19 protein-coding genes are annotated in these 22,745 nt (G+C 58.8%); 12 read left to right on the forward strand and 7 right to left on the reverse strand.

The features are described 5' to 3' along the window. Positions 1–10 precede the first annotated feature (10 nt). From peaB to peaD, 3 genes are read left to right on the forward strand one after another with little or no spacing between them, the layout of a single operon-like run. The gene (gene peaB / locus ACIOZM_RS24040; protein WP_401218148.1) at positions 11–1,441 is read left to right on the forward strand and encodes a quinohemoprotein amine dehydrogenase maturation protein; all 1,431 of its coding nucleotides are present in this window, start codon (positions 11–13) and stop codon (positions 1,439–1,441) included. A gap of 1 nt (position 1,442) precedes the next feature. Next, on the forward strand, positions 1,443–1,766 hold the full coding sequence (qhpC, locus tag ACIOZM_RS24045) for a quinohemoprotein amine dehydrogenase subunit gamma (RefSeq protein WP_008016081.1): 324 nt from the start codon (positions 1,443–1,445) through the stop codon (positions 1,764–1,766). A gap of 24 nt (positions 1,767–1,790) precedes the next feature. Beyond that, the gene (gene peaD, locus ACIOZM_RS24050; protein ID WP_401218151.1) at positions 1,791–2,909 is read left to right on the forward strand and encodes a quinohemoprotein amine dehydrogenase subunit beta; all 1,119 of its coding nucleotides are present in this window, start codon (positions 1,791–1,793) and stop codon (positions 2,907–2,909) included. A 121-nt stretch (positions 2,910–3,030) separates the two neighbouring features. Here the strand turns inward: peaD and ACIOZM_RS24055 are convergent, their stop codons facing one another. After that, on the reverse strand, positions 3,031–3,435 hold the full coding sequence (locus ACIOZM_RS24055) for a lysozyme inhibitor LprI family protein (protein ID WP_401218154.1): 405 nt from the start codon (positions 3,433–3,435) through the stop codon (positions 3,031–3,033). 53 nt (positions 3,436–3,488) lie between these two features. Beyond that, complete coding sequence (locus ACIOZM_RS24060) at positions 3,489–4,409, reverse strand: ADP-ribosylglycohydrolase family protein (RefSeq protein WP_401218157.1); 921 nt, start codon at positions 4,407–4,409, stop codon at positions 3,489–3,491. Between the two features lie 186 nt (positions 4,410–4,595). On the opposite strand from ACIOZM_RS24060, the gene ACIOZM_RS24065 reads away from it, so the two are divergent. Both ACIOZM_RS24065 and ACIOZM_RS24070 read left to right on the forward strand, forming a co-directional pair. Continuing rightward, complete coding sequence (locus tag ACIOZM_RS24065) at positions 4,596–5,084, forward strand: SRPBCC family protein (RefSeq protein ID WP_401218159.1); 489 nt, start codon at positions 4,596–4,598, stop codon at positions 5,082–5,084. 8 nt (positions 5,085–5,092) lie between these two features. Continuing rightward, positions 5,093–5,902: an aminoglycoside phosphotransferase family protein gene (locus ACIOZM_RS24070; RefSeq protein ID WP_401218162.1), complete on the forward strand. Its 810-nt coding sequence runs from the start codon at positions 5,093–5,095 to the stop codon at positions 5,900–5,902. A 295-nt stretch (positions 5,903–6,197) separates the two neighbouring features. On the opposite strand, the gene acnA is transcribed toward ACIOZM_RS24070, so the two are convergent. Further along, positions 6,198–8,939: an aconitate hydratase AcnA gene (acnA, locus tag ACIOZM_RS24075; protein WP_401218165.1), complete on the reverse strand. Its 2,742-nt coding sequence runs from the start codon at positions 8,937–8,939 to the stop codon at positions 6,198–6,200. A gap of 223 nt (positions 8,940–9,162) precedes the next feature. Here acnA and rlmM point away from each other — a divergent pair, with 223 nt between their 5' ends. Continuing rightward, positions 9,163–10,236: a 23S rRNA (cytidine(2498)-2'-O)-methyltransferase RlmM gene (rlmM, locus tag ACIOZM_RS24080; RefSeq protein WP_401218168.1), complete on the forward strand. Its 1,074-nt coding sequence runs from the start codon at positions 9,163–9,165 to the stop codon at positions 10,234–10,236. A 178-nt stretch (positions 10,237–10,414) separates the two neighbouring features. Then, complete coding sequence (gene tusA, locus ACIOZM_RS24085) at positions 10,415–10,666, forward strand: sulfurtransferase TusA (RefSeq protein WP_025111044.1); 252 nt, start codon at positions 10,415–10,417, stop codon at positions 10,664–10,666. A 136-nt stretch (positions 10,667–10,802) separates the two neighbouring features. On the opposite strand, the gene ACIOZM_RS24090 is transcribed toward tusA, so the two are convergent. After that, the gene (locus ACIOZM_RS24090) at positions 10,803–12,209 is read right to left on the reverse strand and encodes an MATE family efflux transporter (protein ID WP_401218171.1); all 1,407 of its coding nucleotides are present in this window, start codon (positions 12,207–12,209) and stop codon (positions 10,803–10,805) included. A gap of 159 nt (positions 12,210–12,368) precedes the next feature. On the opposite strand from ACIOZM_RS24090, the gene pdxB reads away from it, so the two are divergent. Then, positions 12,369–13,511, forward strand: coding sequence for a 4-phosphoerythronate dehydrogenase PdxB (gene pdxB, locus ACIOZM_RS24095; protein ID WP_401218173.1), 1,143 nt, complete (start codon positions 12,369–12,371; stop codon positions 13,509–13,511). 161 nt (positions 13,512–13,672) lie between these two features. On the opposite strand, the gene ACIOZM_RS24100 is transcribed toward pdxB, so the two are convergent. After that, positions 13,673–13,852 (reverse strand): PA1571 family protein, encoded by a 180-nt coding sequence (locus ACIOZM_RS24100; protein ID WP_064588443.1) that lies wholly within the window; start codon positions 13,850–13,852, stop codon positions 13,673–13,675. A gap of 257 nt (positions 13,853–14,109) precedes the next feature. On the opposite strand from ACIOZM_RS24100, the gene ACIOZM_RS24105 reads away from it, so the two are divergent. Both ACIOZM_RS24105 and ACIOZM_RS24110 read left to right on the forward strand, forming a co-directional pair. Further along, the gene (locus ACIOZM_RS24105; RefSeq protein ID WP_401218176.1) at positions 14,110–15,894 is read left to right on the forward strand and encodes an ABC transporter transmembrane domain-containing protein; all 1,785 of its coding nucleotides are present in this window, start codon (positions 14,110–14,112) and stop codon (positions 15,892–15,894) included. Between the two features lie 57 nt (positions 15,895–15,951). Beyond that, on the forward strand, positions 15,952–16,977 hold the full coding sequence (locus ACIOZM_RS24110; RefSeq protein ID WP_401218178.1) for a Fic family protein: 1,026 nt from the start codon (positions 15,952–15,954) through the stop codon (positions 16,975–16,977). Between the two features lie 82 nt (positions 16,978–17,059). On the opposite strand, the gene ACIOZM_RS24115 is transcribed toward ACIOZM_RS24110, so the two are convergent. Then, the gene (locus tag ACIOZM_RS24115; protein ID WP_401218180.1) at positions 17,060–18,988 is read right to left on the reverse strand and encodes a transglycosylase SLT domain-containing protein; all 1,929 of its coding nucleotides are present in this window, start codon (positions 18,986–18,988) and stop codon (positions 17,060–17,062) included. A 214-nt stretch (positions 18,989–19,202) separates the two neighbouring features. On the opposite strand from ACIOZM_RS24115, the gene ACIOZM_RS24120 reads away from it, so the two are divergent. Continuing rightward, positions 19,203–21,119, forward strand: coding sequence for an ATP-binding cassette domain-containing protein (locus ACIOZM_RS24120; protein WP_401218183.1), 1,917 nt, complete (start codon positions 19,203–19,205; stop codon positions 21,117–21,119). Positions 21,120–21,253: 134 nt separating this feature from the next. Here the strand turns inward: ACIOZM_RS24120 and ACIOZM_RS24125 are convergent, their stop codons facing one another. After that, positions 21,254–21,691, reverse strand: a complete 438-nt coding sequence (locus ACIOZM_RS24125) for a universal stress protein (protein WP_401218186.1) — start codon at positions 21,689–21,691, stop codon at positions 21,254–21,256. Between the two features lie 103 nt (positions 21,692–21,794). Here ACIOZM_RS24125 and ACIOZM_RS24130 point away from each other — a divergent pair, with 103 nt between their 5' ends. Beyond that, the gene (locus ACIOZM_RS24130) at positions 21,795–22,232 is read left to right on the forward strand and encodes a hypothetical protein (RefSeq protein WP_401218189.1); all 438 of its coding nucleotides are present in this window, start codon (positions 21,795–21,797) and stop codon (positions 22,230–22,232) included. The last annotated feature ends 513 nt before the right edge of the window (positions 22,233–22,745 follow it).

Here is a 22,745-nt window from a genome sequence, read left to right on the forward strand (position 1 = left end):
GAGGTTTGCAATGGGCGCTATCTTGAATCTGGTCGAACGCAATCTGCACGAAGTGCTGGTCGATGCCGACCGCATGTTGTTCCACATTCCGAGCAGTTCGCTGTTCGCCAGCGATGAGCTGACCGGCACCATCATTGATACGTTGCGCGGCCCCGGCTGCTCTTCGGAAGACTTGATCCAGCGCCTCGCCGCACGGTTCAACGGTGAGGAAATCACCGAAACCCTGCGCGAATTGATGTCGCTGGAACTGGTCAGCGACGGCTCGCCGCTGACCCCGGACATCGCCGTCAAACGGGTGGAGCGCACGGCGATCAATACCGTGGTACTCAACGTCAATACCGGTTGCAACCTGAGCTGCACGTATTGCTACAAGGAAGACCTCGACAAGCCATCGGCCGGCAAAAAGATGGACGTCGAAACCGCCGTCGCCTCGGTGGAAATGCTCCTGCGTGAATCACCCGATGAAGAGCGCTTCACCGTGGTGTTTTTCGGCGGCGAACCGCTGAGCAATCGCAAACTGATCGAGTACATGGTCGACTATTGCGAGAAGCGATTTCTCGAGGCCGGCAAGTTCGTCGAATTCGTCATGACCACCAACGCCACGCTACTCACCGAAGACACCGTGGACTACCTGAATGCCCACCGCTTCGGGCTGTCGGTAAGTATCGACGGGCCGAAAACCGTGCACGACCGCAACCGCATCACCGTGGGCGGGCAGGGTACTTATGACGTGGTGCGGCGCAAGGCCGAGATGCTGCTGTCGCGCTACAACAGCCGTCCGGTCGGTGCGCGGGTGACCCTGACCACTGGGGTCACCGATGTCGAAACCATCTGGGATCATTTGTTCAACGAGCTGGGTTTTGCCGAAGTCGGATTTGCTCCGGTGACCTCGGGCGATATCAGCAGTTTCAACCTCAGCAGCGAAGAGCTGATCGAAGTGTTCGCCAGCATGAAACGCCTCGGCCGGCGCTATCTGGAGGCCGCGCTGGAACATCGCAACATTGGTTTCTCCAACCTGCACCAGTTGATCACCGACATCCACGAGGGCCACAAGAAGGCGCTGCCGTGCGGCGCCGGATTGAAGATGCTGGCGGTCGATCACAAGGGTGAACTGAACCTGTGCCACCGCTTCACCGGCTCATCGCTGCCGACCTTCGGCAACGTGCACAGCGGCGTCAAGCAAGTGGAGCTGAACGACTTTCTGTCCCAGCGTCTGGATCGCACCAACACTGGTTGCGAGGACTGTCAGATCCGCAACCTGTGCTCCGGCGGCTGCTACCACGAGAGCTACGCCCGCTATGGCGATCCGACCCACCCGACTTACCACTATTGCGAACTGATGCGTGACTGGGTCGACTTCGGCATCGAGGTCTACACCCGGATCATGGCCAACAACCCTGCGTTCATCAGCAGTTACATCACTCCGCGCAAGGCTCACTGATATGAAACATCTCAAGGCAATCAATAACAAAGCGTTGAAGCTCGATCAGGCCGCGGATGAAAACCGCATCGAGGAAGTGGTGGCGATGAGTTCGGTGGCGGGGTGCGCTTCGACCACCGACCCCGGCTGGGAAATCGACGCATTTGGCGGGGTGTCGTCGCTGTGCCAGCCGATGGAGGCGGATCTGTATGGTTGCTCCGACCCGTGCTGGTGGCCGGCGCAGGTGCCGGACATGATGAGCACCTATCCGGACTGGAACAAGGATGCCCAGGCGTCCAACGACAACTGGCGCAACCTCGGCACTGTCTTCCCGAAAGACAAGTGATCGGACTATCAGAAGGATTCCAGCATGCTTCGTATCAAAGCCTGCGGCCTGGCCGCGTTCGCCGCGCTGAGCGTTTGCTCGTTCAGTGTTCTGGCCGATGAAAACACTGCGTTGCAAGACGGTCACGAATACATGGTGACCACCAATTATCCGAACAATCTGCACGTTCTCGATCTGGCCACCGATAGCCTGTACAAGACCTGCAAGATGCCCGACGCCTTTGGCCCCGGCACCGTGCAGCTGTCGCCGGATCGCAAGACCGCCTATGTGCTGAACAATCATTACGCTGACGTTTACGGTGTCGAACTCGACAGCTGTAAACAGGTATTCCACGCCAGCATCACCCAGCAACCGGGCGAGAAGGCGCGTTCGATGTTTGCTTTCACCGTCAGCCATGACGGCAAAGAGCTGTACACCATCGCCAACCCGACGCTGATGCTCAACGACCATTACGAGGTCAAACAGCCGCGCCTCGATGTCTACGCCACTGACGCCGGGATGAACGCCAAACCCGTGCGCAGTTTCCCTGCGCCACGGCAGTTGACGATCATGCAGAGCGGCGACGACGGCACGCTGTATGTGGCGGGGCCCGATGTCTACAAGGTTGACGTGAAGACCGGCAAGTTCGACGTACTGATCGCCAGTCGCCACTGGAAACGCCCGAATTACAGCGCCCCGGACGTGCTCTATGTGTGGAATCAGCAGACCTTCCGCCACGACTTCTCGCTGCTGTATACCACCGCCAAATTCAAGGACAAGAAGCAGGACCCGACCAGTGCGGAGTACCTGTATGGCCTGTTCAGCATCGACCTGAAAACCGGCAAGACCGAAACCACCGACTTCGGCCCACTGACTGAAATCTACTTCAGCGGCATGCGTTCGCCGAAAGACCCGAACCTGATGTTCGGTGTGCTCAATCGGCTGGCGAAGTACGACATCAAACAGAAGAAGTTGATTCAGGCGGCGACGCTGGACCATTCCTATTACTGCATTTCGTTCAACAAGGATGGCAGCAAGATTTACCTGGCCGGGACCTTCAATGACGTGGCGATTTTTGATCCCGAGACGATGAAGCAGACGGGGAGTATCAAATTGCCTGGGGGGGATATGGCGATTACTACGGCGCAGATTTTTGTGCGGTAAGTTGTGGCGTCTGAACTGACCCCATCGCGAGCAGGCTCAATCCTACATTGGTTTTGTGTCGATCACAAATCCCCTGTAGGAGTGAGCCTGCTCGCGATGGGGCCTTTGAATACCCTGAAAATCAGGCCCCAGGCACCGGGCAGCTCATGTCACCTTCTTCACACTTCAAATACTCCTTCAGCGCATCGACCCTCACTTTGGTCACCCCCGTCAGGCAATTACTGTAAATCAGCGGATAAACACTCCCGCCCGATACGCCGGACGCAGAAAACTTGCACTCCGCATCACGAAAACCGATCCATGCCCGCTGCGCGCTCACCAGCAGCTTCTTCGCGTCGGCGTTGTCCTTCAATCGACCGCTGATCTGCTGATACACCTTGTTCAGCTCCTTGTCGGCTGCCTTGAAATCTTGCCCGGCGCACTGATTCATCGTCGCCTGATCGTTGGCATTGGCGCAGTCCACGGCGGCGTGGGCGAGGGAGGTGAACAGCAGCGGCGTCAGGGCCAGAAGCATACGAAGGGACATGAGGTTCTCGCTGTATTAATGGACGTGCCGAACAGTGTAGCGGTCCCCTGCGCCTATTCGGATACTTGTCGCCTGGACGCTTCCAGCAAGCGATCTGCGGTTGCCGCAATTTCCTCGCCGTCATGCAACATTTCCAGCCAGTGGGCAGGAATGGCCCGAACGCCATAGTAGGCCCCTGCCAACTGACCAACGATAGCCGCAGTGGTGTCGGCGTCGTCGCCCAGGTTGGCCGCTTGCAGAATTGCCGATGTGAAATTGTCTGTGTGATGAAAGCACCAAAGCGCGGCTTCCAGCGACTCGACGCAATATCCGCTGCCGCGAATTTCGCCTACCGATTTATCGAGGTATTGCCCTCGCGCAATCGCTTCGACTTTAGCTTGGCTGTAGGTAGAAAGAGGCAAGCTGCGCAGTTCTGTTTTGGTGGCACCCAGCAGGGCGTTAGTGATCAGGCTGGCAAACAATTGGCAGCATTCGATGGCTTCAGGAGCGGCGTGGGTTGTCCGCGAGCTGTCGGCAGCAAATTTCTGGACTTGTCGCGTGTCAGGAAAGTAGAACAACGCCACCGGTGCCAGTCGCATCAGTGAACCATTGCCGGCCGTGAGCGGGTCGGTCGATCCGGCAAAAGGCTCACCGGTTTGTTGGTATTGCGCCAAGGCCTGACTGACCGTCGTGCCAATATCGAAACACTCACCGGTCGAGCTGAGGTATCCCCATTTCCACCAGTTGAGGTAGCGACCCATCTGATCAGCGGCATCGAAGCCGTTTTTGTTCAGCAGACTTTCCGCCAGACACAACGCCATTGAAGTGTCGTCGGTCCACTGCCCGGGCTTGAGATGAAAAGGACCTCCACCGATCATATCGGTCAATGGCTGGAATGATCCCCGTGGCTTGAACTCGAGCGTTGTGCCGACTGCGTCGCCGCAAGCCAGTCCGAGCAAGGCACCGCGGTAACGTTCGGATAAGGATGGCTGCATGATTCGTCCCTGTTTCGTCCAGATTCGCGGAAAAAGGTAACAGTTTCATCGCATGCACGGTGCTTGAAATTGTCGGGTTGCCGGTCAGTAAATGCCGCCGGATGTTTCCTGTCAGATCCGCTTTGATACAACTTCAGGTTGGACATGTGGTCATACAAGCCTACTGTTCAGAACAGGAGGTGACGTATGAAACCAGTACCTAACAGTTTCGAACGAAAAATCATGCTCAAGGCGACACGCTCCCATGTTTGGCGTGCATTGGTCGATGCCGAGGCGTTCGGCCAGTGGTTTGGTGTGGCGCTGGAGGATCGGCGGTTTATCGCTGGCGAGTGGACGCAGGGGCAGGTTACCTATCCCGGTTATGAACATGTGTTGTGGAATGTGCTGGTCGAACGGGTCGAGCCGCAGCAGCTGTTTTCGTTTCGCTGGCACCCGTATGCGGTCAATCCGAAAATCGACTACTCCCAGGAACCGACCACACTGGTCAAGTTCGAGCTGGAGGACTTCAACGGCGAAACCTTGCTCAAGGTCTCCGAATCCGGTTTTGCGCATATTCCCGATGTGCGTCAGAAGGAGGCCTATCACATGGACAGCCGTGGCTGGGAGGAGCAATTGAGCAGACTGGAAAATTATCTCGTTGAAAGCGCCAAGGCGCGTGAGCGGGACAAGGATTGATTGAATTGATGTTTGAACCCTGGTTGCAACGCTGGTCGCTGGAGCCCGACGGTGCGCCGATCCTGACGCCCGGCAGTCGATTGTTACCGGTTCGTTATAACGGCGAACCGGCCATGCTCAAGGTCGCGGTGGATGACGACGAGAAGTTCGGCAATCTGCTGATGACCTGGTGGGACGGTGACGGCGCCGCGCGGGTGTTGGCTCAACATGCGGACGGCTTGCTGCTGGAGCGGGCGATCCGCCAGCGTTCGCTGATGCACATGGCGCTCAACGGTGAAGACGATGAGGCCACGCGGATCATGTGTACGGCGCTGGCGCGATTACATGCACCGCGCTCGACACCGCCACCGCCATTGGTGGAGCTGGCACCATGGTTCGCCTCGTTGCGACGGGCTGCCGCGCAACATGGCGGGCCTTATGCCCGCAGCTTGCTGACCGCTGAAGCATTACTTGCTGCCCCGCAAGACCTGGTGGTGTTGCATGGCGACATGCACCATGACAACGTCCTCGATTTCGGTCCGCGTGGCTGGCTGGCCATCGACCCGAAGCGGGTGCGCGGCGAGCGTGGTCACGACTACGCAAACCTGATCTGCAATCCCGAACTGCCTACGGGAACCGATCCGGAGCGTTTTCGCCGGCAGGTCGAGGTGATCATCGAAGCGTCCGGGCTTGAGCGCCGGAGATTACTGCAATGGGTGTTGGCGTTTGCCGGATTGTCGGCGGCGTGGTTTCTGGAGGCTGACCAGCGGCCACAGGCGCTCAGACAGCTGAAAGTCGCGGATCTCGCAGCCTCGGAGCTCGACTCCCTACACAACTAAGGGTTTTCGGAAGGCGCGCTATGGCGAATGTCTTACACGCCATGGTAGCTATGTCGACTATTGCCGATGCGGTTCCATCGGTAATCTAGCCACATCAACTGAAGCACAGGGAGTGTTTCAGGATCACGGATGATCGACCATTTGCAAGGATCGCTGCCGACAGGGAGTCGATATTGGTCTTGGGAAAAACCCGCTTCGGCGGGTTTTTTTTCGCCTATGGAAAAGTACGAGAGGCTTCGTCGCCGGTCTACTGTGGTGAGGGAGCAAGCTCCCTCACCACAGACTATTCAACAGATCACGAGGCGATCAACTGGCGCAGGACGTAATGCAGAATCCCGCCAGACTTGAAGTACTCGACCTCGTTCAAGGTATCGATGCGGCACAGCACTTCGATTTTCTCCTGACGCCCGTCTTCACGGGTGATCACCAGCGTCAGGTTCATCCGTGGCGTCAGTTCGGCGCCGGTCAGGCCCTGAATATCGAAGGTTTCCTTGCCGGTCAGGTTGAGTGTCTTGCGGTTCTGATCCAGCTTGAACTGCAACGGCAATACGCCCATGCCCACCAGATTCGAACGGTGAATCCGCTCGAAACTCTCGGCAATCACTGCTTTGACGCCAAGCAGATTGGTGCCCTTGGCCGCCCAGTCGCGGCTGGAGCCGGTGCCGTATTCCTGACCTGCAATCACCACCAACGGTGTACCCGACGCTTGATACTTCATCGCCGCATCGTAGATCGCCAGTTTTTCGCCGGTCGGAATGTAGATGGTGTTGCCACCTTCCTCACCGCCGAGCATTTCGTTACGAATACGGATGTTGGCGAAGGTGCCGCGCATCATCACTTCATGGTTGCCGCGACGTGAACCGTAGGAGTTGAAATCCCTTGGCTCCACGCCTTTTTCGCGCAAGTAATGTCCGGCCGGGCTGTCAGCCTTGATGTTGCCGGCGGGGGAGATGTGGTCGGTGGTCACCGAATCGCCCAGCAGCGCCAAAACCCGCGCGCCTTCGACATCCGTAATCACAGGCAGTGGGCCGGAAATATCGTCGAAAAACGGTGGATGCTGGATATAGGTCGAATCGTCCTGCCACACATAAGTTGCAGCCTGCGGCACTTCGATGGCTTGCCACTGTTCATCACCGGCAAACACTTCGGCGTATTCCTTGTGGAACATCGCGGTGTTGACTTGGGCTACCGCGTCGGCGATTTCCTTGCTGCTCGGCCAGATGTCGCGCAGATACACCGGATTGCCTTGTTGGTCGTTGCCCAGTGGTTCACTGCTGATGTCACTGCGCACGCTACCGGCCAATGCATACGCGACCACCAGTGGTGGCGAGGCCAGCCAGTTGGTTTTGACCAGCGGGTGCACGCGTCCCTCGAAGTTGCGGTTGCCGGACAGCACCGACGCTACGGTCAGATCGGCTTTGGTGATGGCTTTTTCAATCGGCTCCGGCAATGGCCCGGAGTTGCCGATGCAAGTGGTGCAGCCGTAGCCGACCAGCGAGAAACCGAGTTGATCGAGGTATTGCGTCAGCCCCGCAGCCTTGTAGTAGTCGGTGACCACTTTCGAACCCGGTGCCAGCGAACTTTTCACCCACGGTTTGCGGGTCAGGCCTTTCTCGACAGCTTTTTTCGCCAGCAGTCCGGCAGCCATCATCACGCTCGGGTTGGACGTGTTGGTGCAAGAGGTGATCGCGGCAATCACCACGGCGCCGTTTTTCAGGCGATAGGTATGGCCTTCGGACTCATAGTCGGCTTCACCGACCAGATCGGCATTGCCCACTGCGACACCGCCGCCACCCTCGCTTTCCAGCCTGCCTTCTTCCTTGCTGGTGGGTTTGAATGACAAATCGAGGAAGTCGCTGAAGGCTTGCGCGACATTCGGCAGCGAAACCCGGTCTTGCGGGCGTTTAGGCCCGGCGAGACTGGCTTCGACGCTGCCCATGTCCAGCGCCAGGCTATCGGTGAACACCGGTTCCTGACCGGGCAGACGCCACAGGCCTTGAGCCTTGGTGTAGGCCTCAACCAGTTTCACCACTTCGGGTGGACGGCCAGACAGGCGCAGGTATTCCAGCGTCACGTCGTCGACCGGGAAGAACCCGCAAGTGGCGCCGTATTCCGGAGCCATGTTGGCAATGGTTGCGCGGTCGGCCAGCGGCAGGTCGGCGAGACCGTCGCCGTAGAACTCGACGAATTTACCGACCACGCCTTTTTTGCGCAGCATCTGCGTGACGGTCAGCACCAAGTCAGTGGCGGTGATGCCTTCCTTGAGTTTGCCGGTCAGTTTGAAACCGATTACTTCCGGGATCAGCATCGACACCGGTTGCCCGAGCATTGCGGCCTCTGCTTCGATGCCGCCAACGCCCCAGCCAAGTACGCCGAGGCCGTTGATCATGGTGGTGTGGGAATCGGTGCCGACAAGTGTGTCAGGGAAGGCGTAGGTACAGCCGTCTTCATCCTTGGTCCACACGGTGCGGCCGAGGTATTCGAGGTTGACCTGATGGCAGATGCCGGTGCCTGGCGGTACGACGCTGAAGTTGTCGAAGGCACTCTGACCCCAACGCAGGAACGCGTAACGCTCGCCGTTGCGCTGCATTTCGATGTCGACGTTTTGTTCAAAGGCGCTGGCGGTGGCGAATTTGTCGACCATTACCGAGTGGTCGATTACCAGATCCACCGGCGACAGCGGATTGATTCGCTGCGGATCACCACCGGCCTTGGCCATCGCGGCGCGCATCGCGGCGAGGTCGACCACGGCGGGAACGCCGGTAAAGTCCTGCATCAGGACGCGGGCCGGACGGTACTGGATTTCCCGGTCGGAGCGGCGTTCCTTGAGCCACGCGGCAATTGCCTTGAGGTCGGCGCCGGTGACGGTTTTTTCATCTTCCCAGCGCAGCAGGTTTTCCAGCAGGACTTTCAGCGACATGGGCAGTTTGTCGAGGTCGCCTAGGCTCTTGGCGGCATCCGGCAGGCTGAAATAGTGGTAGGTCTTGTCGTCGATCTGTAAGGTTTTAAGGGTTTTCAGGCTATCAAGGGACGGCATTGAAATGACTCCTTTCGAGTCCGCACGGCTACGGACTGAGGGGACGGACAGAGCTTACAAACTAGCCCTGTTTTAGGTAGCTGGCTAATAACTGGACTCTATCGACAAGTCCAAGGTTCCGAACTCGGCTATCATGCGCCGGTTTTCGTGACAGGCATTGCTTCAACGCAACGCTTGGGCATCGTGCAGGGGCCGAATCACCGCCCTCTGCCCAGGAGTAAGAATGAACACCCTTTTTATGCATTGCCGGCCAGGCTTCGAAGGCGAAGTCTGTTCCGAGATTTCCGACCTCGCCGCACAACTGAACGTGGCGGGCTACGCCAAAGCCAAAACGGCCACCGCGTGTGCCGAATTTGTCTGCACCGAAGAAGATGGCGCCAAACGCCTGATGCGTGGCCAGCGCTTCGCCGAGCTGATCTTCCCTCGCCAATGGGCACGCGGTGTATTCATCGATCTGCCGGAAACCGATCGCATCAGCGTGATCCTCGCCAACATGGCTGAGTTCCCGGTGTGCGGCAGCCTGTGGCTGGAAGTGGTCGACACCAACGACGGCAAGGAACTGTCGAACTTCTGCAAGAAGTTCGAAGGCCCGCTGCGCAAGGCGTTGACCGGCGCTGGCAAACTGGTGGATGACGCCAGCAAGCCGCGTCTGCTGTTGACCTTCAAGAGCGGCCGCGAAGTGTTCCTCGGCATGGCCGATGCCGGTAACTCGGCGATGTGGCCGATGGGCATTCCGCGCCTGAAGTTTCCGCGTGAGGCACCAAGCCGTTCGACGCTGAAACTGGAAGAGGCGTGGCACCACTTCATCCCGCGTGATCAGTGGGAAGATCGTCTGCACAGCGACATGACCGGCGTCGACCTCGGCGCGGCTCCGGGTGGCTGGACCTGGCAACTGGTCAATCGCGGCATGCTGGTGACCGCTATCGATAACGGCCCGATGGCTGAAAGCCTGATGGACACCGGTCTGGTGCAGCACTTGATGGCTGACGGCTTTACCTTCAAGCCCAAGCAGCCGGTGGACTGGATGGTCTGCGACATCGTCGAGAAGCCGGCGCGTAACGCGGCGATGCTCGAAGAGTGGATCGGCGAGGGCCATTGCCGCGAAGCGGTGGTCAACCTCAAGTTGCCGATGAAGCAGCGTTATGCCGAAGTGAAGCGTTTGCTGGAGCGCATCGCCGACGGTTTCAAGGCACGCGGGATCAAGGTCGATATCGGCTGCAAACAGCTGTATCACGACCGCGAAGAAGTGACTTGCCATTTGCGTCGGCATGACATGAAGAAGCCGAAGTCCCGCTGAAACACTACGAAACCCTGTGGGAGCGGGCTTGCCCGCGATGAGGTCATGACATTCAGCATACGATTGACTGAACGGACGCCATCGCTGGCAAGCCCGCTCCCACAGGTTATGTGTGTACCGCGGGGTGACGATATACCCGGCAATGCGCGACAATGCCGGTCAGTTTCAGGAGTGAATCATGAGTGAAATGATCGATACCCCGGTCGACGGCACCCTCGATGCCACCGGTCTAAATTGCCCGGAACCGGTGATGATGCTGCACCAGCACATCCGTGATCTGGTGCCCGGCGGTCTGCTCAAGGTGATCGCCACCGATCCGTCGACCCGCCGCGACATCCCCAAGTTCTGTGTGTTTCTCGACCACGAACTGGTGGGGCAGCATGAAGAAGCCGGTACGTATCTGTACTGGATTCGCAAGAAACACGCCTGATATCAAGGCAAACGAAAAAACAATTGTGGGAGCCAGCCTGCTGGCGATTACGGTGAATCAGTAACAGAAATGTTGACTGACACTGCGCAATCGCCAGCAGGCTGGCTCCCACATTTTTTTGTCTTGCGTAAGGGGCTCAGCCCGCCGAACGGCTGATCCGAATCCGCTTGCGCGCGCTGCGGGTCAGGCGGATCGACAACATCAGCGCCGCGCAGCTCAGACCGACGATCAATCCTTGCCACAAGCCGCTCGGGCCGCGTGGCTCGCCGAGCCAATCGGTCAGGCCGAGGGCGTAACCCACCGGCAGACCAATACCCCAATAGGCGAACAGGGTCAGAATCATTGTCACCCGAGTGTCCTGATAACCACGCAGGGCGCCAGCGGCAGTAACCTGAATCGCGTCGGAAAACTGGAACAGCGCCGAGTACACAATCAGCATCGCCGCAATGTGAATCACCGTCGGGTCGGCGGTGTAGATCGAGGCAATCGGCTCGCGCAGCAACAGCATCATGCTGGCGGAAATACACGCGTAAGCCAGTGCGGTGCCCATGCCCACGCCCGCAGCGAAACGCGCTTCACGCGGTTCTTCGCGGCCCAGCGCCTGGCCGACGCGTACCGTCACGGCCATGCCCAGCGAGTAAGGAATCATGAACACCAGCGAGCTGACGTTCAGCGCGATCTGATGCCCGGCCACCACGGTGGCGCCGAGGCTGCCGATCAGCAGGGCGATGACCGCGAAGATGCTCGACTCGGCAAATACCGCGATGCCGATCGGCAGACCGATCGCCAGCAGCCGCTTGATCACCGCCCATTGTGGCCAGTCGAAACGGCTGAACAATTCACTCGAACGGTAGGCCGGTGCCCAGCGCTCGTAGCCGGCCAGACCGAGGGTCATCACCCACATCACAATCGCTGTGGCCCAACCGCAACCGACGCCACCCATGGCCGGCACACCGAAGTGGCCATAAATGAAGATGTAGTTCAGCGGAATGTTCAGTGCCAGACCACACAGGCCCAAGACCATTGCCGGGCGGGTACGGCCCAGGCCGTCACTGAAGCAGCGCAGCACGTGATAGAACGCCACGGCCGGCAAGCCGCTGGCGATACCGTGCAGGTATTGCATGCACGGGCCGATCAGTTCGGGATCGACTTTCATCAGATGCAGGATCGGCTCAGCAGCGAGCAACATCGCGGTGGCGATCAGTCCCACCACCAATGCCAGCCACAACGCCTGACGGACAATCGGGCCAATCTCGCTGTGCGTGCCGGCGCCGAAACGCTGGGCGACTTTCGGTGTGGTCGCCAGCAGGGTGCCGGTCATCAGCAGAAATACCGGCACCCAGATCGAGTTGCCCAGTGCCACGGCGGCCAGATCCCGTGGCCCCACACGGCCAGCCATCACGGCATCGACGAAGCCCATGGCAGTGGTCGCCAGTTGCGCAATGATGATCGGCAACGCCAACGCGAGCAGATTCTTCAGCTCCAGGCGAACCCGGGCAGGGCGGTTGAGGGAAACGGCGGGTTGATCGGTTACGGAATTCACAGGCAAAGCGTCCACAGGTGTTGATGCGCAAGGCGGGGCATTCTACGCCGCTGACGTAACGGTCAGGAAAAATCCTGTGTTGCGGATTTGTAATCACAAAGCTTGCTGGCTCATCCCCCTGTCTGCGCCTAAACTGCCGGTCCGCCAAAGGAGCCCGCCATGCTGATTGTTGCCGACGAAAATATTCCGTTGCTCGATGCCTTTTTTGCCGGTTTCGGCGAGATTCGCCGGGTGCCGGGCCGTTCCATCGACCGTGCCACGGTCGAGCAGGCCGATGTGCTCTTGGTGCGATCGGTGACGAATGTCAGCCGCGCTTTGCTGGAAGGCAGCAAGGTACGTTTTGTCGGCACCTGCACCATCGGCACCGATCATCTGGATCTCGATTATTTCGCCGAGGCCGGCATTGCCTGGTCCAGCGCGCCCGGTTGCAATGCTCGGGGCGTGGTCGATTACGTACTCGGCAGCCTGATGACCCTGGCCGAAATCGAAGGCGCCGATCTGCCACAACGCACCTACGGTGTGGTGGGCGCCGGTGAAGTCGGCGGCCGACTGATCAAAGTCCTCAAGGGATTGGGCTGGAATGTGAAAGTCTGCGATCCGCCGCGTCAGGCAGTGGAGGGCGGCGATTACGTCAGCCTGGAGCAGATCATTGAGCAATGCGACGTCATCAGTTTGCACACGCCTCTTACCCGCAACGCTGACGGCGCGACCTGGCACCTGTTTGATCAGCAGCGCTTGCAGCAACTCAAGCCCGGAACCTGGCTGATCAACGCCGCTCGTGGCCCGGTAGTGGATAACGCCGCACTGCGTCGCGTGTTGCTGGAGCGGGAAGACCTGCAAGCGGTGCTCGACGTTTGGGAAGCTGAGCCTGAAGTGGATGTGGCGCTGGCCGAACTTTGCGTGCTGGCCACGCCGCACATTGCCGGCTACAGCCTCGACGGCAAGCAACGCGGCACGGCGCAGATTTATCAAGCCTACTGCGACTTTATCGGACAACCCGCGAGCATCCAGCTCAGTGACTTGCTGCCAGCACCGTGGCTGCCGCAAGTGACGCTGCATGCTGACACCGATCCAGCCTGGGCCTTGGCGATGTTGTGCCGTGGCGTGTACGACCCGCGCCGGGACGATGCGGATTTCCGCCGCAGTCTTGTAGGCAATGTCGCTGAACAGCGTGCGGCGTTTGATGTGTTGCGCAAGCAGTATCCGGTGCGGCGGGAGATTGAGGGATTGCAGGTGCGAATCGAAGGGGATTCGCCACAGTTGCAGCAAATCGTGGCGGCACTGGGTGCGGTGGCGATCTAGGCACCGCGTTGGCTTCATCGCTGGCAAGCCAGCTCCCACAGTTTTTCTCACCGAAGAACCTGTGGGAGCTGGCTTGCCAGCGATAGATTCACAACCAATACCGGATCTGCAGACAGAAAAAACCCGGCCATCAGGGCCGGGTCTGGAAGACGGTGGCTATATCACTTTTGTTCGGCAGGCTTGACCAATCGCTTCTCCAGTTCGCGGCACGCGTCCTGGATCATGTCTTCAGTGATCGGTACTTCACGCCCATCCTTATCGATAATCGAGCAACCCAGAGGTTGGCCGGGCTTGGTGCGGATCACTTCAATCTTGTCTTCGCTGCTGTGTTGCAAGGACATGGCCTGTCTCCTCATCAGGTTGTTTATCTAGAATAAAACCGCCAGGTGACCGGGCTGTTACAACGCCCTTGGTCTGTCCGGGTCGGCATCTCCACTCAAACAGAAATGACCGTTTGTCTCAACAGTGACATTAGACCAATAGCATCTAGGGTCTAGTCGTGGCGGTCATATTTAACCTGACTCATTGTGATTTACAGAGTTCCACCCCATTTGGTTCTGTAGGCTGGCCCTATTCCTCCACTCCGATGTGAGTCCGAATGATCCCGATGCTTTCCTCCCGACACCGTCGCGCCCTGCGCCTGACCAGTCACTTCCTTGCGCCATACCGCTGGCCGGCCCTCGGTGCGTTGCTCGCGTTGATTGTCACGGCAGGCATCACCTTGTCGATGGGGCAGGGCATCAAGATGCTGGTCGATCAGGGTTTCATGACCCAGTCGCCGCACCTGCTCAACCAGTCGATTGGCCTGTTCATGCTGCTGGTGCTTGGGCTGGCGATTGGTACGTTCGCCCGGTTTTATCTGGTGTCGTGGATTGGCGAGCGGGTTGTCGCGGACATTCGGCGGCAGGTGTTCAACCATTTGGTGTATTTGCATCCGGGGTTTTATGAAGACAACCGCAGTTCGGAAATCCAGTCACGGCTGACTGCCGACACCACGCTGTTGCAGTCGGTGATCGGCTCATCGCTGTCGCTGTTCCTGCGCAACTTGCTGATGGTCATCGGCGGCATTGTTCTGCTGTTCATCACCAACCCGAAACTCACCAGCATCGTGGTGATTGCCTTGCCGTTGGTGGTCGCGCCGATCCTGATTTTCGGACGCCGAGTGCGCAATCTGTCGCGGCAAAGTCAGGACCGGATTGCCGACATCGGCAGTTATGTGTCCGAAACCCTCGGCCAGATCAAAACCGTGCAGGCCTACAACCATCAGGTGCAGGACGAGCAGCGTTTCGCCTCGACGGTCGAGCAGGCTTTCGAGACCGCGCGAAAACGCATCTACCAACGTTCGTGGCTGATCACCCTGGTCATCGTGCTGGTGTTGGGTGCGGTGGCGGTGATGTTGTGGGTCGGCGGCATGGACGTGATTGCCGGACGAATTTCCGGCGGTGAACTGGCGGCGTTCGTGTTCTACAGCCTGATCGTCGGCAGTGCGTTCGGCACGTTGAGCGAGGTGATCGGTGAGTTGCAGCGCGCTGCCGGCGCCGCTGAGCGGATCGCCGAACTGTTGCGCTCGGAAAACATCATCAAGCCGCCGACCAGCGGACTGGTGACCTTGCCGGAGCGCGTCAACGGCGAGTTGCAACTGCAAGGCGTGCGTTTTTCCTACCCTTCGCGTCCAGAAAGCTATGCGGTCAACGGCCTCGATCTGACAATCAACGCCGGTGAGACGTTGGCGCTGGTCGGACCGTCTGGCGCCGGCAAGTCCACGGTGTACGACTTGCTATTGCGCTTCTACGATCCGCTTGAAGGGCAGATTCTGCTCGATGGTGTGCCGCTGACCAGTCTTGATCCGCTGGACTTGCGCCGTTGTTTTGCGCTGGTGTCACAGACGCCGGCGCTATTCTTCGGCAGCGTCGAAGAGAACATTCGCTATGGCAACCCGGGCGCGACGCTGGAGCAGGTCAAGGACGCGGCGAGAATTGCCCACGCCCACGATTTCATCGAGCAGATGCCGGACGGCTACCAGACTCATCTGGGTGACGGCGGGCTCGGACTTTCCGGCGGCCAGCGCCAACGTCTGGCCATCGCCCGGGCGTTGCTGGTGGATGCACCGATCCTGCTTCTGGACGAAGCCACCAGCGCCCTCGACGCGCAGAGCGAACACCTGATTCAAGAAGCTCTGCCGAAGCTGATGCAAAACCGCACGACGCTGGTGATCGCCCATCGTCTGGCGACGGTGAAGAACGCTGACCGGATTGCGGTGATGGATCAGGGCAAGCTGGTGGCGATTGGCACGCATCAGGAGTTGATTGCCAGTAATCCGCTGTATGCGCGGTTGGCGGCATTGCAGTTCAGTGATGGAAAGGAAGTTTTTAAACAGGACTGATGAATGCTGCCTGCATCGGGCATTATGACGAGCTGTATGGAATACCAGGATGAGGACATGAGTCGTTACCAACCACCGTTGACCCTGACCACTCGAATGCTTGCTCTGATCGCCGAAATCAGCGAGCAGATCGGTAAACTTTCGGCCGTGGACGACAGTCGGCAGACGCCTCAACTGCGTAGAGGTAATCGAATTCGTACGATTCAGGCTTCTCTGGCAATCGAGAACAACACGCTGAGTGTTGAGCAGGTGACTGCAGTACTCGCTGGTATGCGGGTTCTGGGTTTGCCGAAGGAGATACAGGAAGTACGTAATGCGTTTACGGCTTATGAGTCAATGCCAGACTGGAAGCCGGGGAGCAGGACCCATCTTCTAAGTGCACACGAATTGCTGATGCATGGACTCATTGATGATTGCGGTCAGTTACGCCGGACAGGCGTCGGCATCTATCGTGGCGAGCAGTTGGTGCATATGGCGCCACCACCCAACCGAATTGCGCACCTGATTGATGACTTGCTGGCGTGGCTTGACGCGTCAGACTGGCATCCGTTGATCGTTAGCTGTGTGTTCCATTATGAGTTCGAGTTTATACATCCTTTTGCCGATGGTAACGGGCGGATGGGACGCCTTTGGCAAACCTTGATTCTCAGTCAGTGGCGACCAGTGTTGGCCTATCTGCCGGTTGAAGCCGTAATTCGGGACCAACAGGACGCCTATTACGCCGCATTGTCAGCGGCTGATCGAATGGCAGAGTCAACGCCCTTTGTCGAGTTTATGCTTCAGGCATTGAGTCTTGCATTGCAGGAAGCAATCAGTGCCGAACCGGCGACCGACCAAGTAACCGACCAAGTAACCGACCAAGTAGCAAAGCTGCTGGGAGCACTCGACGGAGCCGCTCCACTCAGTATCAACGACCTTATGAGCAAGCTTGGTCTGGCGCACAAAGCAACCTTTCGTGCGAACTACCTCAAGCCGGCTCTGACAGCCATGTGGATTGAAATGACTGACCCAGATTCCCCGACGAGCCCAGCACAAAGGTATCGGTTGACTGAGAAGGGCAAGCGAGTGGCGGTGGTGCAGTAACAGCGGCGCATTTTGACAGGCACAAAAAATGCCCGTATCTCGCGATACGGGCATTTTTCGTTATTCGGCGTCAGATGCGTAGTTACTGGTCGTCGAAGTAACGCTCATGCCAATCCACCAACGGCTGCGGCGAGTTGAGCTTCTGGCCGTAGATCACCGAGTAGGACAACACGTTCTGCACATACTGGCGGGTCTCGTCGAACGGAATGCTTTCCACCCACACGTCGAAACTCAGGTGGTCAGCACCGCGCAGCCACTGACGTACTCGGCCGGGGCCGGCGTTGTAAGCGGCGGAGGCGAGGACGCGGTTGCCGTTGAACTGGCTGTGAACCTGGCTCAGGTAAGCGGCGCCGAGCTGAATGTTCTTGTCCGGATCGAGCACTTGCTGCGGAGAAGCCAGCGGAATGCTGAACTTGCGTGCAGTTTCCTTGGCGGTGCCAGGCATCAATTGCATCAGGCCGCTGGCGCCGACACCGGAGCGGGCGTCGTCCATGAAGGCGCTTTCCTGACGGGTGATGGCGAACACCCAACTCGAATGTAAGCCACGAACCTTGGCTTCACGCACGAGGGTTTCGCGGTGGGCCATCGGGAAGCGGATATCCAGATCGTCCCAGTATTGCGCCTGACTGATAGTGCGGATCGCCGGGAAATACCATTTCAGGTCGTAGGCGAGTTTCGCCTGGGCGACCATTTCATCGCGGCTGAAGTGACGGCTGACGTGATACCACTCGCGACGTCCGTCGACGATCTGCCCACGGGCATGGAACTCCAGCGCGCGACGCACGCCCGGCGTGTTGCGCACTTTGTTGATCAGCGCCTGGCTGAGCACCAGCGGTTTGTTGTTCAGCGAGTACGGGAGTTGCGAGCGGTCGGCGGCGAGGAAGCCGTAGAAATCACGTTCCTTCGCCAGACCTTTGTACAGCGTTTGTGCTTCCGGGTTCTGCGGCTGCGCCAGTTCCAGACTGCGTGCCTGCCAATAGCGCCAGCGGTTGGTGGTGGCCAGATCTTGCGGCAGACGGCGGGTCAGTTGATAAGCATCGTCCCAACGCGCCAGACGCAGCAGAAGGCGCAGGCGCCATTCGGAAACGGTGTTGTCACGCAGTTCCGGGTCGTACTTGGTCATCACGTCGAGCGCGCGGCTGTCGAAACGCCGGGCCAGTGTCAGACCGATTTCCCGGGCGATCGCGACTTTCTCGTCGCGGGAAAAATGCATGCTGCTGGCGTAGCCGTCGAGCAGGGCCATGGCCTTGTCCGGGTCCTGACGGGCGAGGCGGCGCAGACCGAGGCTGACTACGTCGGACATCGGTTCATCGGCCGGGACGAAGCGCGAAGGCTGATTCAACAGTTCGGGCTTCTGCGCGACATCAACCAGCAGGCGACCGCGTGGGGCAAGCGTGGTCAGGCCGTTGGTCAAACTGTTCGCCAATGGATAGTTGCGCGCCTGGGCGGCGAGTTTGGTGCGCTCCCAACGTTTTTGTTCGGTAAGTTGGCCGTCGGCCGCCCAGATCCCGAACAGCGCATCACATGCAGCAGGTTGCGATTTGCCGGTCAGCCACAGTTTGTCGGCGTTGGCATAGCCTTCGGCTTTGTGACCGCTGCTGATCTGGTACTGCGCATTCAGGCAGTCCAGTTCGGTGAAGTTGAGTTTCGGGTCGTAATACTTGACGAAGGTTGCCCAGTCGCCACGGTCGGCCAGCCAGCGCAACCAGCGCAACTTCATCCAGTTGGCTTGCGGCAGGTCGCCGTGCTCGGCGAGGAATTTCTCGATTTCCGCGTTGCTCGCGCTTTTCAGGCGGGCGGTCAGCTCGTCGTAAGCCAGATACGGTTCCAGCGGATAATCGGCCAGCGCCTGGCTGTAACGGAAATACGGGCCGGTATCGCCCTTGGCGAGGGCGCGTTTGGCTTCATCGTAATACTGGCGCTGGGTGGACAGGTCCACCGCCTGAGCGGATTGAGCAGCAGCGGCGGTAAGTAGCAAACAGGACAAAACACTGAAAAGGCGACTGCGCATGAGACATCCGGGCAGAGAAAATCAGGACAAGTGCGGGCGTGGCCGGCACTGAATTGTCTGTAGCTTAGCCTTTTGCCAGCAAGCGGCGAAAGCTTTGCGGACCGCGCAGCACAAGTTCGCAACAATTGTTGTGCAGAGTGCGTCCACAGACAAATTGCCGGCCTGTTGATGCCTCAAGTCAGGTAGAATGCGCGCCCGGTTTTTGGAGAAGCTCATGACCCTGCTCAAATTCAGCGATGTGTCCCTTGCGTTCGGCTCTATGCCGTTGTTGGACAAGGTGTCCTGGCAGATCGCCCGTGGTGAGCGGGTGTGCATCATCGGCCGCAACGGCACTGGCAAGTCCAGCATGATGAAACTGGTCAAGGGCGACCAGAAGCCCGATGACGGCTCGGTGTGGCGTGCCCCCGGTCTGAAAATCGGTGAATTGCCGCAAGAATTGCCGGTGGCCGACGAGCGGACCGTGTTCGACGTGGTGGCTGAAGGTCTCGACGGCGTTGGCGCACTGCTTGCCGAATACCATCACCTGAGCCAGAACATCGTCACCGACGCTGATCTGGACAAACTGATGCACGTCCAGCACGACCTCGAAGCCCGTGACGGCTGGCGCCTGCAAACGCTGGTCGACAGCACCTTGAGCCGCCTGCAACTGCCGGCCGACAAGACCCTCGCCGAATTGTCCGGCGGCTGGCGTCGTCGCGTGCTGCTGGCGCAGGCGCTGGTGTCCGAGCCGGATCTGCTGCTGCTCGACGAGCCAACCAACCACCTGGATATCGGTGCGATTGCCTGGCTCGAAGAAGCGCTGAAAGATTTCCAGGGCGCCGTGCTGTTCATCACGCACGACCGTTCTTTCCTGCAAAACCTCGCTACGCGCATCCTCGAACTGGATCGCGGTGGCCTGATCGACTGGAACGGCGACTACGCCAGTTTCCTCGTGCACAAAGAAGCTGAACTGGCCGCCGAGGCGACTGCCAACGCGCTGTTCGACAAGCGTCTGGCCCAGGAAGAAGTGTGGATTCGTCAAGGCATCAAGGCACGTCGCACCCGTAACGAAGGTCGCGTCCGCGCCTTGAAGGCCCTGCGTGTTGAGCGCAGCGAGCGTCGCGAGCGTACCGGCAAGGCCAACATCCTGCTGGATACCGCCGACAAGTCCGGCAAGCAGGTCATGGTCCTCGAGAATGTGAGCTTCGCACATCCGGGCGGCCCGTTCCTGATCAAGGATTTCTCGATGGTGCTGCAGCGCGGCGACCGTATCGGCCTGCTCGGCGCCAACGGTACCGGCAAGACCACGCTGCTGAAACTGATGCTCAACGGTCTGCAACCGACCAGCGGCAAGGTGGAAGAGGGCACGCGAATCGACGTGGCTTACTTCGACCAGTTGCGCCATCAACTGGATCTGGAAAAAACCGTGATCGACAACGTCGCCGAAGGTCGCGACTTCATCGATATCGATGGCCAGAGCCGCCATGTCCTGAGCTACCTCGGCGACTTCCTGTTCAGCCCGCAGCGTGCCCGCACGCCGGTCAAGGCGCTGTCGGGTGGTGAGCGTGCGCGTCTGTTGCTGGCCAAACTGTTCAGCAAGCCGGCGAACCTGCTGGTACTCGACGAACCAACCAACGACCTCGACGTGGAAACTCTCGAGCTGTTGGAAGAAGTGCTGTTGACCTTCAACGGTACCGTGCTGATGGTCAGCCACGACCGGGCATTCCTCGACAACGTAGTTACCAGCACCCTGGTCTTCGAAGGTGAAGGCAAGGTCCGTGAATACGTCGGTGGTTATCAGGACTGGCTGCGTCAGGGTGGTTCGCCGCGCCTGCTGGGCGTGACCGAGAGCAAGTCCGGCAAAGCCGACTTGAATTCGGCAGTGGTCAAAGCTGAGCCGGCACCGGTCGCAGCAGCAGACGCACCAGTCGCCAAGAAAAAGCTCAGCTACAAGCTGCAGCGTGAACTGGAGGCCTTGCCGGGCGATATCGACGCCAAGGAACAACAGATCGCTGCGGTTGAAGCTGAAATGGCTGACGGCGGTTTCTACCAGCGCCCAGCGGCGGAAACGGCCAAGGTAATTGCTTCGCTGGAGCAGTTGCAGGCTGAGCTGGATGTGCTGGTTGAACGTTGGGCCGAGCTGGATGCCTGATTGATCCAGTCGTAAAAAAGCCCGACCTCATTCGCGTGAGGTCGGGCTTTTTGTAGGAGCTGCCGCAGGCTGCGATCTTTTGATCTTGAGAATCAAAGTCAAAGGATCGCAGCCTTCGGCAGCTCCTACAGGGGTTAGCGTTTGACCAGGTGGACTGCCAGCACATCACAAGGTGCGCCATGCAGTACGTCGTTGGCGGTGGAGCCGAGCAGCAGGGCCAGACCATGTCGGCCGTGGCTGCCGACCACGATCAGGTCGCAGGCCTTTTCCTTGGCGAAATGATGGATTTCCTGGCGAGGCTGGCCGTAGGTCAGGTGGCAGTTGGCGCCTTCTAGTTCGGTGTACTTGAGCTTCAGGCGTTCAAGGCGTTCCTTGGCTTGATCGAACTGCTGCTGTTGCAGTTGTGACAGATCCATTGGCACGTCGCCGCCGAAGGCCATCGCCATCGGTTCGACAATATGCACCAGCGACAGCTTGGCGCCGTTGCTCACCGACAGCTCTCGGGCGCGGTGGATGACAGGGTCGCACTCTTCGGTCAGATCTACAGCGACCAGGATGTGGTGGTAGGGCATGAGGTGCTCCTCCTGAGGTATCGATATTGTTAAGTATGGCTGGTTTCAAGCGCATTGGTTCCAAAGTGACGCAATGGGCTCATGACAAAACGGGAGTACAGATATGACGGTCTGGATAGTGGTGTCAATCCTGCTGGTGGTATTGAGTCCACTGGCATGGTTGCGTCCCTCGCGTGCGCAGAGCGGTCGCATAGGCTTGCGGATGGAAGCGCGACGTATCGGGCTGGCCATGCAACTTGCGCCCCAGGATTGGCCGCATTGGCTGTCTCAGGAGCCGCCGAGCCCGTGTGCGCAATACCATCGGCCACGTCGCGGCAGTCAGCCGGCGTGCTGGACTTATTGGCAGAAATCGCCGGGTATGTGGGTCAATCAGTGGCAGGAAGTTTGCGAAGATCGAGCCCTGCTCAATCATTTCGAAAAATTGCCGGATAACGTCTTCAAGGTCGAAGCGGACAAGCAGATGATCGCCTTGTATTGGGGCGAGAAGGGCGAGGCGGAAGTTTTGCAGCACATCGATGCCACTCTGAAAGCGCTGGCATGAATCGCGGATATTTCGTACTGCAATGGTGCGAAACGTCCGGCAGACGAGCAATAAAAAGCCCGACATGATTCATCGGGCGGGGTTGGCCAGGCAGGCCGGAAACTCTTTTTGCGTTGATCGGGTCTCACGCAGTCTGTGAATCTCTCTGCAGTCCTGCCAGCGTAGCCTGTTAAACAGGGCTCGCCGCGAATTAGGGCGACTTTTCTAACTATTGATTCTATGAATGACTTCACATGCAGTCGCGTGTTGCGGGTCTGTGTGGTACGGAAGTGACCGCAAAGTCGCATTTCAACCCGTATTTTGGGCGATTGACAATTGCCGGAAATTCCGTGAAGGTGACATACCCAAATCAAACGGGCGTATGAATTGAGCGTTTGTCTTACAGACTGCTCCTACAGAATCCCGACTATCGCGTTGGCGGGTGTGCCGGGTGGATTGGCGTCAGCATCGACGAAAAAACGTCCTGCCGAGTCATTCGCCTGCGTCCGACGTGTACTGTTCAGCTTCCATATC

Origin of the sequence: Pseudomonas sp. NPDC087346 (assembly GCF_044744235.1) — a bacterium.
Taxonomy (GTDB): Bacteria; Pseudomonadota; Gammaproteobacteria; order Pseudomonadales; family Pseudomonadaceae; genus Aquipseudomonas.